We start from the raw sequence: 13,414 nt of genomic DNA on the forward strand, positions 1-13,414 counted from the left end.
GGGTTAGCTAATGGGAGAAACGGCATTCCGTACAGAGGACAAGGTCGGCCTTTTGGTCGCCTTGCTGCTGCACGTCCTGCTGGCGGGCGTTCTCTTCGTGCAGATGTTCATCGCGCCCGACCCATTCACCCCGCCAGAGCGTGTCTCCGTGAGTTTGGCGAGCGAGGTCAGCTTGGAAGCGACCGCGCCCGATCCCGCCTCCGAAAGCCGCGCCGCGATTGCTCCAACTTTGGCTGAAACGCCCGAGGCACCTGTGCCTGAGAGCGACCCGGTTGAGGCAACACCGCAAGCGCTCACGTCTGCTCCTGAAACGCGCAGCAACAACCGTGCGACATCGCGCAACACTGTGCCCGAGCGTCCTCGTTCGCGCCCCGACCGTGAGCAGCAAACGCCCGCTCGCAATGCAAGCCAAGGGGGCGGCAGCCGCATCGGCGACAATTTCCTTGAAGGCAGCGGCTCCTCGACCAGCACCGACAACACCAGCGCACCTGCACCCACATTCGGGCGGCGAGAACGTGCCTCGCTTGCCGCCGCTATCTCCCGCCAATTAAGCCGCCACTGGCGTCCGCCCAGCGGAGTGGATGCCGACAAACTGCGCTCCATCGTTTCGTGGGAGCTGAGCCCCGACGGCTCGCTCAAGGGAACGCCGCGCTGCCGCAACATCTCCAGCAGCGTCACCCCGGGAAACAGCCCACAAGCCGAACTCCACTGCGACCGCGCTATCCGGGCGGTTCGTCAAGCTGCACCTTTCAACCTGCCCGAGCAGTTCTATAATCGATGGGACGATCTCGAGTGGGAATTCAACATTGAGCTTTAGATGAAAAAGACAGTCACCATCCTTTTTGCATTCGCCCTCATCGTCGGAACGCCGGCATGGGCTCAAGACCTTGGCGAACCGCTGGCTGAAGGTGGTCAGGTCGAAGACGTCATCATCGAGGGTGCGGAGGACGATGACGACGGTCCTTTGCGCGGCACCGTCTCGGCCCAGGGGGATTTTGACGATCTCGGTATTGCGATCCCTGCCTTCGCAACCGACCGCAACTCGCCGACCCCTGCCAATGCCGATGGAACGCGGGCTCTGGGGCTAGAGATCGCGCGGGTCATCACCGCGAACCTGCGTAACAATGGCCTGTTCAAGCCCACCGGCCCGGATAGCCTTCCTTCGCCCGATTTCCTTCAAGTGAAATCGCCCGTCTGGGCCAGCTGGTCTGGGCGCGGGGCAGAGATGCTGGTCCATGGCTTTGTCCAAGCGCGCGAAGATGGGCGGCTGGTTGTCGGCTGCTACCTCTATGACGTCGCGCTTCAGGAAGAGCTGATCCGCGAAGGTTATGTCGTGCGCCCTGCCGATTGGCGGCGCGCGGCGCATAAGTGCTCCGACATCATATACGCCCAGCTAACCGGCGAAGACCCGTTCTTCGATAGCCGCATCGCGTATATCGCCGAGACCGGACCGAAGGATAACCGGGTCAAGCGGCTCGCTGTGATGGACTCAGACGGGGCGAACCACCGCTTCATCACACTGGGCAGCGCGACGGCTCTCACCCCGCGTTATTCGCCTGATTATTCGAAGATCCTCTACCTCTCCTATGTCGATGGGAACCCACGCATCTATGTCTATGACATTGGCAGCGGGCAGCAGACCTTAGTGACGGAGAACCGCAATCCGACCCTTGCCCCGCGTTGGTCGCCGGATGGGGAGCATATCCTCTATTCCATGGCCGTGGCGGGCAACACCGACATTTACCGCGTGCCCGTAACCGGTGGGCAAAGTGTGCGGCTGACCAACACGCCGGGCATCGATATCGGCGGCAGCTACTCCCCTGACGGATCACGTATCGTGTTTGAAAGCGACCGTTCGGGCACGCAGCAATGCTATGTGATGGACGCCGATGGCTCCAACCAACGCCGCATCACCTTTTTCGGAGGGCGCTGTGCGACACCAGAGTGGAGCCCGCGCGGCGACCAGATCGCTTTCACGCGTATTGCCGGCGACTTCAACGTCGCCGTCATGACGCCATCGGGAGGCGGTTTGCGCGTCCTGACGAGCGGATGGCAGGACGAAGCGCCGACATGGGCGCCCAATGGGCGTATCATCCAGTTCTTCCGGACCACTCGCGATTCGGGTCGGTCCTCGCTTTGGCAAGTCGACCTTACCGGTCGCAACGAGAGGAGACTCCCGACGCCGGTGGACGCGTCAGACCCAGCCTGGGGACCAATTCGAGACTGATCCTTTTCCCTTTATGCCCGCCGGAGCGGGAAACGCACGGCAAATTATAGGAGTCCAAAACGATGACTTTTTCCCATTCAAAGACTGCCACGGTCGTACTGATGACATCGGCTCTTGCTCTTGCTGCCTGTAACAAGAAGGCCCCTGAAGAGCTTCCCCCGGCACCAGTGACTACCAACACAGCCACTCCGACTGCAACGCCAACGCCGACGGCTCCGACCGGGCCGAGCGTGGGTTCACAGAGCCACTTTGAACAGGCTGTGGGTTCCTCCAGCGTGATCTATTTCGACACCGACCGGTTCAACATCGACTCGACCGATGCAGCGGCTTTGCAGGCGCAGGCGCAGTATTTCGCGCGCTTCCCGCAGCTGACTTTCACGATCGAAGGCCACACCGATGAACGCGGCACGCGGGAATACAACCTCGCTCTGGGTGAACGTCGCGCGAACTCGGCGAAGAACTACCTCGTCAGCCTTGGCGTCGATGCCAACCGCATCCGTACCGTCAGCTATGGCAAGGAACGCCCTGTGGCGCTCGCGTCCAATGCTGCCGCCTGGGCGCAGAACCGCCGCGCGGCGAGCATCATTATCAATTGATGTGAAGGATGTTTCCCGCTCTGCCTCCTCGGGCAGGGCGGGGGCTCCTACCCCAGGTCGATCACGGCCTGAATGGGTGAGGAAGACGGAGCGCTGAGCTGCGCTTCGCTGTGCGTACCAATGGCATCCACCCGCACAAACAGCACAAGCATCACCAGCGCCAAGGCTGAGAATAGGCTGGATATGGTCAGTTGGTGGCTCATAGGGGGGCGTAGTCGTCTCAAATGTTGAGCGCGTCTTTAGCGCCCGAAAGGTTTCCGATTTATTGCAATGCAACATTTCGAATAGAAACTGGTTCCCACATCTTTGCATTATGCGCCAGCCCCTCTAGATTAGCGGTGTGACTTCTCCGACCAACGACATAGTCCTGAGCCAGGCTGACAATGCCTAAGGCGCGCCGTTCCAACGATTGGGGCTTCCCCCGCTGGCGTGGCTATGAAGCCTCGCGTGAGACGACCAATGTTCGCATCTGCGACCGCGAGGGCTGTAATGAGCCGGGCGATTGCCCCGCGCCCAAATCGCCCAACAACCCGGAAAAGTGGTATTTCTGCCAAAAGCACGCGGCTGAATACAACCAGAAGTGGGACTATTTCGAAGGTCTGGAAAAGGCTGAGAAAGAGGAACGCGCCAAAGCGGAGCGGCAGGAAAGCGCCGGTTATGCCGAGGCATCGCATTACGGCTGGGCAGGATCAGGCGACGGATCGCGCAGTGCAGATGAAATGCGCGCGCTCGAGCTGTTGGAGCTGGAGGCGGACGCTGATTTCGCTGCGATCAAGAAAGCCTACCGCGCCAAAGCCAAGCTGGTGCACCCCGATGTGAAACCGGGAGACGAGGAGGCCGCGCAGGAGTTCCAGAAGCTCCAAATTGCTTATGAGGTCTTGCGAACCGCCGAAGAGCGCCGGACCTGGAAGGGGTAACGAATATGCGCATTCTCGCTTTTGCTGCGAGCAATTCCAGCGTCTCCATCAACCGCCAATTGGCGGAATATGCGGCGAGCCTAGTTGAGGGTACCGAGGTTGAGACGCTCGACATCCATGACTACGAAATGCCGCTCTATCGCCATGACCGCGAAGAGGCAGACGGCATTCCCCAATTGGCGCATGACTTCCTCGCGCGTATTGCCGCGGTAGACGCTGTAATCATCTCGTTTGCCGAGCATAACGGCGCCTATACCGCCGCCTTCAAGAACCTGTTCGACTGGTGCAGCCGCGTCGGGCGCGAGGTTTGGCAAGGCAAGAAACTGGTCCTGCTCGCCACTTCGCCTGGTGGGCGCGGCGGGCAGAGCGTGCTGGAATTTGCTGCTGGATCAATGCCACGCTTTGGAGCGGAAGTGGTCGGGCATTTGTCGGTACCAAGCTTTGGCCAGAGCTTTGATAGCGAGGCCGGCAAGCTCGTGGATGCCGATCTTGACGCTGAATTGCGCGCTTTGCTGGCGAAACTAGTGGACTAGTCGCGCTTCGGATTCCTGAAACCCGGCTCTGCCGAACTGGTGTTGATCGCGCCTTGTGGATTGTCATTCCACCAAGGCACATCGGTCCAGGGACGCACATCGACTTCAAAGCTCCAGCATGACCGGTGCTGGTGGGCGAGATGCCAATAGGTCTCGGCCAAGGCGGCTGGGTCAAGCACCCCGTCCTCGCCCTTGGACGCTTTGTAAGCCTCGAACTTATCGCCCAGCAGTTTGCCCAGAGTGTCAGGCGCATCGACGGGGCCGTCGACCACCATATGGGCGATATGGATGCCTTGCGGTGCGAATTCAGCGTTGAGCGTCTGGCACAACATCCGCCGCCCTCCGATGGCCGCTGCGTGGCTGTGCTGCCCGGCATTGCCGCGCATGGCGGAGGTCGCAGAGGTGACGAGCAGCGTCCCACGGCCTCGCGCCACCATCGCAGGCAACATCGCCTGAGCCAGCCGGAACAGGGCAAAACTTGTCATCCGCCAGCCCAGCTCGAACGCCTTGTGCGGCGTGTCGAAGAATTTGCGGTTGCCGATCTGCGCGCCGAGGTTGAATAGGCACACTTCGATCGGGCCAATGTCGCTCTCAATGCGCTCAACCAGTTCCTCGATAGTGCCATCGTCGACGGCGTTGAGAAGCGTGCCTGTGGCCGAGCCGCCCTCCGCTTCGATCTCGGCGATCAGGCGGGCCAGCCCCTCCTCATCAGAACGCCGCGCAAGGACCGCATGATAGCCACCTTTCGCAAACCTCTTGGCCGTGTTCCCGCCAATCCCGGCACCTGCGCCAAGGATCAGGGCCACGGATTTCGGATCGCCCATGCGGATGGAGTCTGTCATGTCGTTCCTCTCCCTTGTGATGGGAGAAGTTAGTCTGGCTTTCAGACGTGGTCCAGAGCTTGCTCAAAGTCCGCGATCAAGTCGTCCGGATCCTCAATCCCGATACTGATCCGCACCAGACTGTCCGTTATGCCAAGCGCCTCACGGCGTTCGGGCGCAACCGACAAGTGGGTCATCGAAGCGGGGTGGCTAGCGAGCGTCTCTGTCCCGCCCAGGCTCACCGCGAGCTTTGCGATGGTGAGATTGTCGAGGAACCGGAAGCACTCCGCCTCGCCGCCCTTGATGAAGACGCTGAAGGTGGAGCCTGCGCCCTTGCAGTGGCGGTCGTAAATGTCCTGCTGGCTCGGATCGTCAATCATGCCGAGATAGCCGAGGCCCGATACCTTGGGGTGCTTGGCGAGGAATTCGCAGACCTTCGCCGCGTTCTCTCCCGCACGTTGCATTCGCAGTTCCACGGTTTCGAGCGAGCGCAGCAGCATCCAAGCGGTGTTGGGGTCGACGATCCCGCCCATCGTGTTCCGAAGCGCGCGGACCGGGTCCATCCACTTCTTCGCGCCAGCAATGCTGCCTGCGACAAGGTCGGAATGGCCGCCGACATATTTAGTCAGCGAATAGGCGACGATATCCGCGCCCTGATCCAGAGGACGCTGCCACAGCGGTCCAAGGAACGTGTTGTCGATTGCGATAGGGCACTCTTTCTTGAGGACTTTCTCTCGCGCCGTAGCCACAGCCTCGATATCGACCAAAGCGTTGGTCGGATTGCCGGGGCTTTCTAGGTAGATCATCGCGACCTTGCCGCCGTTCTCGCCCGCTTGGCACTTGGCCTTGGAGAGGACCTCTTCGATCTCCTCAGGCGACGCGCCTGCGGGGAAGTCGACATAGGTGACGCCAAATTTGGACAGCACCTTCGCAACGAAGCCTTCGGACGCTGCATAGAGCGGGCCGGAATGGACGATCACGTCTCCCTGGCTGACATAGGCCATCATCAGGATGCAAATCGCGGTCATGCCGCTGGAGAAGGTCAGTGCGTCCTCAGCCCCGTCCCAAATGGCGAGCCGGTCTTCGAGGATTTCCTGATTGGGCCCGTTGAAGCGCGAATAGACGAGGCCGTCGGCACCGCCCGGTCGCTTGCCCGTGATACCTTCAAAGTGCCGCTTGCCGTCCGCTGCGCTTGGGAAAGCAAAAGTCGAGGTAAGGAAGATCGGCGCTTTGAGTGATCCCTCTGACAGGTCCGGGTCATAGCCGTGCCCCATCATCAGCGTCGACGGCTTCAAAGGCCGACCATTGATTTCAGTGCGTTCGGGTTTGGGTTTGCGGCGCGGTGTAGGCGTATCGGTGGCGTCGACTGGTATGTCCGTCATATGCGGATTCCTCCCTGTACAGCGCTCCCAGGAAGGCAGGAGCTGTCCCAAAGACGAGGCGTGGGCCACCCGCTTCTAACCTCCGCAGAAGCGCCTCTCCCACACCCGCCATGTGGTGGTTTGACTAACGCGCGCTGGTTTCATGTGCAACCGGTTTGCACTCAAATCAGAGCGGAAATCCCCCACACCATAGCCACGATCAGGCCGATGCCAACTAGGTCGAGGATCAAGCCAGCGCGCAAGAGTTTCGGGATGGTCAGACGACCGGTGGCCCATGCGATGGCATTGGGTCCGGTGCCTGCCGGAAGGATAAAGCCCCAGCTCGCCGCCATCGCAGCGGGCAGGGCGAGCAGGATCGCATCCTCTCCCAACCCCAAACCAGCGGCGAGGCTGGCCACAACCGGGATGATCGCGCTGGCTGTCGCGACATTGCTGGCGAATTCTGTGACCAGGATGACCATGGCAACGATGGCGAGCGCAATGATGACGAGCGGGAAAACTTCAAGCGGAAGCAAGGCCTCACCCAGCCATCCGGCAAGGCCCGAAGCCTGCATCCCGGCCGCCAGAGCAAGTCCCCCTCCAAACATCAGGATCACGCCCCAAGGTGCGCGGTCAGCCTCGCTCCATTTGAGTAGAGGGCGGCCTGTTCCGTCAGGCAAGACGAACAACGCAAGCGCTGCAAGGACGGCGATTGTCCCGTCGGTCCAGCTGTCTTCCGGCAAATAGGGGGCGACCCAGCGGCGCGTCATCCACAACGTGAAAGCAATCGCGATGATTGGGACAAGGCGCTTCTCAGCGCTGCTCCAAGCTTTGTCCTCTTCGATAGAGGCGCGCGCGGCGGCAACATCGAAGGGGTGCGCGTTCACTCGCTGCACCCACGCGATAATGGCCGCAGCGAGAGGAATGGAGACGATGACGATTGGCAAGCCAAACAGCATCCACGTCGCAAAACTTATCTCCAGCCCGATCATGTCGTCGAGCAATTGCACGGCTATCCCATTGGTGGGCGATCCAATGATCGTACCAAGCCCTCCGATAGAGGCAGCGAAAGCGATGCCCATAGGAAGCGCGCCGGACAGGCCATCAGTGCTTATCTGCCCGGCGGTCGTCTGACCGGATGCGCTGGCTCCTCCAGCCAATACAGCCAGCGCCATCGGCATCATGATCAGCGATGTCGAGGTGTTTGAGATCAGCATCGACAAGATCGCCGCGCTGACCATAAAGGCGAGCAGCAGACGCACTTGGCCGCCCTCTGATCCGATTGCCTTCAGGATCGCGAGGCTCAATCGCCTGTGCAGTCCGGTCCGTTCAATCGCAAGCGCAAGGAAGGCGCCGCCCAGCAGCAGGAACAGGATCGGTGCATAGTAAGCGCTCGCCGTGTCGCGCGCGCCCATTACGCCGCCCAAGGGAAGGCAGACAAAGGGCAGGAGGGCAGTGGCAGAGAGCGGGACGGCTTCGGTCATCCACCAGACCGCCATCCACACAACAAGACCAGCCACCAGCCAGCCTTCCGCACTCATGCCAGCAGGTGGCATAGTCAGCGCAGTGAGCGCAAAGACCAGCGGGCCAAGGAAGAGGCCGATATGGCGGATCGTCATTCTTGAAGTGCGCCCTTATTGCACCGCGTTCTTATTCGGCGGGTCGCCCGGCAGGTCGATGGTTGAGAAGATCACGCGGCCTGTTGGATCATCTCGGCGGCGCATATTGCGTAGCTTTGTGGCACGTTGCTGGAGCAGCCGGGCAAGGCCCTGCGGGACGCGGGCAGACTCACCGTCGATAAACAGGTAAGAGGCCAAGCGTCTGCCGCCGGACAGATCGGCGATGTCATGTTCCCGAATTGTTGCTTCTACCGTGTCAGTTCTCGCCAGCAGCTCTATCACATCTTCTTCTGCGTATTCAGCGATATGGGCGCGCACATCCGTTTCGAAATCGGGAAAGTAAAAACGGGCTGTCTCTTCGTAGAGAGTGGAGACTTGCAGCCGGTCTCCGCGCTTTTGCGTTCCCCGAAGCGAGTTCACGAAATCCACCGCAGCCACATCAAGCAACGAGCTGACATTGCCACCCGTGTATGCGGCGCGTTCCAGGGCGGGACCGCCAATCTCTCCACGCCAGAAACCATAGATGACTTTGGGGCTTCGCCAGTTAGCGTAGACGACCTTCTCGCGCAGTTCTCGCAGGCTCATGGAGACGCCCTGCACGTTCAGCAGCTTGGCATCATCGAGCAACACCCCGTCAATCTCTAACGCGCGCGGCTGGCGCAAGGGCCAGTGGACCGCGAGCTGCTCCAGCATCGTTACATTGTGCAGGTTGATCCAGTACGCCAGCTGTTCGTTGCGCGGGATCATAGCGAGGTCGAGCGTATCAGGCAGCGCTTCCAATTCTTGTCGATATGCTGCGAGATCGCTGCGCACTTCGTCATCAAGCCAAAGGAAAGAGACCAGCGACCCTTCCAGGCGATAGCGCGAATTGTGCCCCTGCTGGATGCGCGTGCCGAAAGCGGGCGGCAGGCTGCCAGCGGTTTGACGATTGGAAGGCCCCATCGAGATTACAATGTTCTGGAGGATCCAATCGAACGCTTCGTAGTCAATCCGATGACGGATGGGATCGGTCGTGGGTGTGAACTTTGCGAAGGGGTTCGCCTCATGAACGGGTGTCGCTTCGACAGCTATCCCTTGCGCAGCGACCGGTGCTGCACTGATAGCTGCGGGGAGCAGCATGACGGCAGAGACGAGAGCAAGGGATTGTAAGGACGGCGGATTGTTTGTCATGCGAACCTCATAGCCTGCTGTCAGATGATACCATAACCGATGTGGCGATAAAGCGAGAGTGTCTCATAATGCGGTGACTATATTCGGCATGAAGCAAAAGACCGCCAAACCCAGGATTCGACGGTCTCTTAGGAATTGGCAGGATAGCGGCTTGCTATTGCACTTCGGGCGGGGTTTCGCCTTCGGCATATCGGCCATCGCCGTAAATGACGGTACCCAGCCGAATTCCACGGCGCTGCGCGGTTTCAAGCTTTTCAGCGCGCTCGCTCATGAGCCGGATGATCGCTGGATTGAAGCGAGTGGGAGCGACGGTTGAATCGTTCACAGCAACAGAAATACCACTACCGTAATTGATAGGATCGTGGATCTCCGACAGGAAGTTCACAGACGGATCGCGTGGGCCGTAGGAAAGGTCAGCAATGTCACCGTCATACCGATTATAGCGGGTGTCATCTGTGCGTCGGATCAAACGCTTGACGTCATCGCCCGCGAACTGGGTCAGGTGCGCTCGTAAAGTATCGAAGTCCTCGAAATAGAAGGGCGACGCCTCTTCATAAATCTTTGAAACCTGAAGCGCGCCGGAATATTTCTCGACCCCGCGCAGGGAGTTGACGAATTCCTCAGCGGAGTAGGAAAGCAAAGCGTCGACATTTGCACCGCTAAAAGCGAGCCGTTGTAAGGATGGACCTCCGATCTCGCCACGCCAGAAACCGTAAATGACCTTTGGGTCTTGCCAGTTGGGATAGACGATCTTCTCACGAATATCCCGCGGGCTCAGTTCAATGCCTGCGACCGTGACGAGCTTGGCATCCTGAAGCCCCGCTTCGTTCGAGCCAAAGCGACCGTCTTGCGGGTGACGGATGGGGCCAGCATGGGCGAGCGCCTCCAGCACTGCAACATTGTGCAGGTTCAGCCAGAATGCGAGCTGTTCATTGCGGGGGAGCGAAGTGATGTCCAGTTCGCTCCCGATCCGCTCCAGATCCAAGCTGTATTCGGTCAAGGACTGCTTGATGGCAGGTGTCGCAAAGCTCAGAGCAACGCGGTTGCCTTCCAGCCGATAGCGAGACGTGTGACCGTATACGCGCCGTGAGCCTGTACGTGCATCGACCGTGGGAGCACCTTCGCGGATTGAAGGACCCATCGGGATCACCAACCAGGTGAGGGCTTCGTCCCAATGCTGATAGTCGATCCGGTGGTCACGCTGATCCGCTTTGGGGCGAAACAGCGCCATTGGCGATTCAGAGTGCGCGCTATGTGCTTCTTGAGCAGCTTGCTGCGCAAACGCTGCCGGTCGCGGTTCAGCTTGCGCTGCGCTGGCGAGAAGACTGGCGCTAAAAATAGCACAGATTGAACGGGAGACGATAGGCTTGGACATGGCTAACCTCTTGCTTTGCGGACAACCCTCCAGTCCTTGCAAGAATGCGTTGTTTGGATGGCCCGGTCAATAGTCGCAATTACTAGCCAGCCAGCCTAGGCCGATGCACGATTACTGTACTTCGCTTGCCTCGCCTGTGTCGCCCGGCAGAGTGATATTGCTGAATGTCACCGTACCCGTCCGACCTTGGCGGATGATTCGGTCGAACTTTTCCTGACGCTGCTGAAGCAGGCGCACCATGCTTTGAGGGATGCGGAAACTTTGCGATGTACCGTTGGAAACGATGTCATTGTAGCTTGGTTCGCGCAGGCCACCGGCAAGGTCGGCGATATCGTATTCGTTGATGCGCGCTTCGACATCGGTGGTTTCCGCAAGAAGCTTCTCAGTGTCTTCGTTGGCATATTGCGCCATATGAGCCCGCACGTCGTTCTCAAAGTCAGTGAAGTAGAACGGCGCCACTTCTTCAAACAGCTCAGACACTTCCAGCGTCGAACCGCTTTTTTGTGAACCGCGCAGTGAGTTCACGAAGTCACGCGCGCCGCGGTCGAGCAGGCGGGCGACATTATCGGCGTTGAAAGCTTCGCGCTGGATCGACGGTCCGCCAATCTCACCGCGCCAGAAGCCGTAGATGACCTTGGGGTCGCGCCAATTGGCAAAGACGATCTGCTCGCGAATGTCGCGCGGGCTCATTGCAATGCCTTCAACCGTGATGAAGCGAGCTTCATCCAAAGGCACGCCATCAATCTCGATTGTGCGCGGCTGGCGGACTGGCCATGCGTTCGAGATTTGCTCGATCATGGCGACGTTGTGAAGGTTGATCCAATAGGCAAGCTGCTCATTGCGCGAGAGCGACTGAATGTCGACAATATCGGCGGTGCGCTCCAGATCCTGGCGGTATTCGGTGAAGCTAGCGCGCACTTCTGGATCGAGGAAGCTGAACATCACGCGTGACCCTTCAAGCCGATAGCGCGACGTGTGCCCATAAATGCGGCGGCTGCCAAAGCCAGGCTCGGCAGCACCCGCGCTTTGGCGGAGTGAAGGACCCATGGAAATGACGAGGTTCTTCATCGCCTCATCCCAGATCGAATAGTCGATGCGGTCAGCGTTAGGTTCGCCAGTGGGCACAAACGTCTCAAACTGAGAGCTCGAAGCAACAGAGGCCGAAGTGTTGTCCTGCGCCATCGCCGTGGTCGCAGTGAAGGTCAGCGCCGAAGCGGCAGCCAGAAATGTGGAAGTGCGCAGCATGGGTCTCGGGTCCTTGTTCCTTGAAGGGGCAGGCATCAGGGCATTAACGCGGGTCTTCAAACAGTGAGTGGGACCGGCCCTGGCTTGCGGGGATCACTCGAGCCACGGGGGAAAGCTCAAAGTGGCAGAGGGCCGGTCCGCGCCTCTTCGAAAGTGTATAACCTACAAAAGGCTACGGATGTTCCCAATGATCGGACGCATTCTCAAACTCGTCGAATGCGCTTGTCGTTCGTCGGTCCCGGTGGGCGCTTTGTAGCTGACACCTAGCCATACAGTCCGAAGCGCTACGGATTTCTTACAAGCTCGTTCAAAAATTCGCTGATCTATGCGCTTTGGGCTATGGTGGCGTGATGAGCGTGTCCCGTATCGTCGAGCAGGTCAGTCCGTCCAGCGCCAGGGACACCAGCATCGCGCGCACACTGAGTGATGCGTTTCAGGATGATCCCGGCCTATCCTACGTGCTCCCCGATAAGCTGACGCGCCAAAAAAGCCTGCCGCGCTTCTTCGCCATCAGCGCCGAGCAGTCCTTTCGTCGCGGAACTGTTCTCGCCTCGCCCGAGCGCCATGGGGCGGCTTTGGTCTATCCCAGCGGGGTTGTGAAAGATGACGACCTTTGGACCTCGCTCCGCCTGCTCGCGGTCTTCAAGGCGAGCCTCCCGCGCGGGCTGAAAGTGGCCGAGGCCATGCACGCGCACCATCCTGATCCGCAGCCTTACACCTATCTGCGCTATGTCGGCGTTGCACGCGATGCGCAGGGCAAGGGCTGGGGCGGAGCGATGGTCCGCGCCGTGATCGAGCGCGCAGCTGCGATTGGTGAGGGCGTGCTGCTAGAGACCGCAACGCCCGAGAACGTCGCGATCTACACGCGTTTGGGTTTTGAGATTGTCTCGGAGTGGGAGGTGCCGGGCGGAGGTCCAAAGTTCTGGACCATGATCCACCCGGCTCCTTGAAACCTACTTCGGTGCAAGCACCATCAGCATTTGCCGGCCTTCGAGGCGCGGGAATGCTTCGACCTTGGCGGTTTCTTCAACGTCTTCCTGCACCCGCTTGAGCAAGTCCATGCCCAGATGCTGGTGCGCCATTTCGCGGCCGCGGAAGCGCAAGGTCACTTTGACCTTGTCGCCATTGTCGATGAATTTGTTCACATTGCGCATCTTCACGTCGTAATCGTGCGTGTCGATGTTGGGACGCATTTTGACCTCTTTGATGTCTTGCGTCTTTTGTGTCTTGCGCGCCGCGTTGGCTTTTTTCTGAGCCTCGTACCGGTACTTGCCGACATCGAGGAACTTGCACACCGGCGGGTCGGCATTGGGCGACACTTCGACAAGGTTCAGACCCTTGTCATTTGCCTGCTCCATCGCTTCGCGGGTGAACATCACGCCAAGGTTTTCGCCTTCGTCATCAATGACGCGGACCTTGGGGACTTGAATAAACTGATCATAACGAGGGCCGCTTTTCGTAGGCGGGGCCATCTGACGCCGAGGTGGACGGGCTATGTGGGTTCTCCTGAGGTAGCCAAATATGGAGAGCGCAATATAGGCGCAAACGCC

14 protein-coding genes are annotated in these 13,414 nt (G+C 59.6%); 6 read left to right on the forward strand and 8 right to left on the reverse strand.

Translation table 11 applies throughout. The features are described 5' to 3' along the window. Nucleotides 1–10 precede the first annotated feature (10 nt). The 3 genes from AC0V6X_RS01020 (at nucleotide 11) to pal (ending at nucleotide 2,823) form a co-directional block, all read left to right on the forward strand. Nucleotides 11–817 carry a cell envelope integrity TolA family protein gene (locus AC0V6X_RS01020; RefSeq protein ID WP_486182732.1) on the forward strand — a complete coding sequence of 269 codons (807 nt, stop codon included), beginning with the start codon at nucleotides 11–13 and terminating at the stop codon, nucleotides 815–817. Beyond that, nucleotides 818–2,227: a Tol-Pal system beta propeller repeat protein TolB gene (gene tolB, locus AC0V6X_RS01025; protein ID WP_486182733.1), complete on the forward strand. Its 1,410-nt coding sequence runs from the start codon at nucleotides 818–820 to the stop codon at nucleotides 2,225–2,227. It begins immediately after the preceding gene. Between the two features lie 62 nt (nucleotides 2,228–2,289). Then, entirely contained in the window at nucleotides 2,290–2,823 is a 534-nt protein-coding gene (gene pal, locus AC0V6X_RS01030; RefSeq protein ID WP_486182734.1) for a peptidoglycan-associated lipoprotein Pal, read from the forward strand. A 47-nt stretch (nucleotides 2,824–2,870) separates the two neighbouring features. Here pal and AC0V6X_RS01035 read toward each other — a convergent pair whose 3' ends face one another. Further along, on the reverse strand, nucleotides 2,871–3,026 hold the full coding sequence (locus AC0V6X_RS01035) for a hypothetical protein (RefSeq protein WP_486182735.1): 156 nt from the start codon (nucleotides 3,024–3,026) through the stop codon (nucleotides 2,871–2,873). 180 nt (nucleotides 3,027–3,206) lie between these two features. Between AC0V6X_RS01035 and AC0V6X_RS01040 the strand changes: the two genes are divergently transcribed. Continuing rightward, on the forward strand, nucleotides 3,207–3,740 hold the full coding sequence (locus AC0V6X_RS01040) for a J domain-containing protein (RefSeq protein WP_486182736.1): 534 nt from the start codon (nucleotides 3,207–3,209) through the stop codon (nucleotides 3,738–3,740). A 5-nt stretch (nucleotides 3,741–3,745) separates the two neighbouring features. Further along, nucleotides 3,746–4,273, forward strand: coding sequence for an NADPH-dependent FMN reductase (locus tag AC0V6X_RS01045; RefSeq protein ID WP_486182737.1), 528 nt, complete (start codon nucleotides 3,746–3,748; stop codon nucleotides 4,271–4,273). Here AC0V6X_RS01045 and AC0V6X_RS01050 read toward each other — a convergent pair. The 6 genes from AC0V6X_RS01050 to AC0V6X_RS01075 all read right to left on the reverse strand — a co-directional run bounded on the left by AC0V6X_RS01050 (nucleotide 4,270) and on the right by AC0V6X_RS01075 (nucleotide 11,864). After that, a complete protein-coding gene (locus tag AC0V6X_RS01050; RefSeq protein ID WP_486182738.1) occupies nucleotides 4,270–5,115 on the reverse strand; it encodes an SDR family NAD(P)-dependent oxidoreductase in 846 nt (281 codons plus the stop codon). The two genes, AC0V6X_RS01045 and AC0V6X_RS01050, sit on opposite strands and share 4 nt — an antisense overlap. Before the next feature lie 41 nt (nucleotides 5,116–5,156). Continuing rightward, nucleotides 5,157–6,476: a cystathionine gamma-synthase family protein gene (locus AC0V6X_RS01055; protein ID WP_486182739.1), complete on the reverse strand. Its 1,320-nt coding sequence runs from the start codon at nucleotides 6,474–6,476 to the stop codon at nucleotides 5,157–5,159. A gap of 161 nt (nucleotides 6,477–6,637) precedes the next feature. Then, nucleotides 6,638–8,074, reverse strand: a complete 1,437-nt coding sequence (locus AC0V6X_RS01060) for an SLC13 family permease (RefSeq protein ID WP_486182740.1) — start codon at nucleotides 8,072–8,074, stop codon at nucleotides 6,638–6,640. Between the two features lie 15 nt (nucleotides 8,075–8,089). Next, nucleotides 8,090–9,244, reverse strand: coding sequence for a DUF547 domain-containing protein (locus AC0V6X_RS01065; RefSeq protein ID WP_486182741.1), 1,155 nt, complete (start codon nucleotides 9,242–9,244; stop codon nucleotides 8,090–8,092). A 154-nt stretch (nucleotides 9,245–9,398) separates the two neighbouring features. Beyond that, nucleotides 9,399–10,475 carry a DUF547 domain-containing protein gene (locus tag AC0V6X_RS01070; protein ID WP_486182742.1) on the reverse strand — a complete coding sequence of 359 codons (1,077 nt, stop codon included), beginning with the start codon at nucleotides 10,473–10,475 and terminating at the stop codon, nucleotides 9,399–9,401. A gap of 255 nt (nucleotides 10,476–10,730) precedes the next feature. Next, a complete protein-coding gene (locus AC0V6X_RS01075; RefSeq protein WP_486182743.1) occupies nucleotides 10,731–11,864 on the reverse strand; it encodes a DUF547 domain-containing protein in 1,134 nt (377 codons plus the stop codon). A 350-nt stretch (nucleotides 11,865–12,214) separates the two neighbouring features. Here AC0V6X_RS01075 and AC0V6X_RS01080 point away from each other — a divergent pair, with 350 nt between their 5' ends. Then, entirely contained in the window at nucleotides 12,215–12,814 is a 600-nt protein-coding gene (locus AC0V6X_RS01080; protein WP_486182744.1) for a GNAT family N-acetyltransferase, read from the forward strand. Nucleotides 12,815–12,817: 3 nt separating this feature from the next. Here the strand turns inward: AC0V6X_RS01080 and infC are convergent, their stop codons facing one another. After that, nucleotides 12,818–13,336, reverse strand: a complete 519-nt coding sequence (gene infC / locus AC0V6X_RS01085) for a translation initiation factor IF-3 (RefSeq protein ID WP_486182745.1) — start codon at nucleotides 13,334–13,336, stop codon at nucleotides 12,818–12,820. Nucleotides 13,337–13,414 lie beyond the last annotated feature (78 nt).

Source organism: Erythrobacter sp. S267, from assembly GCF_057365045.1.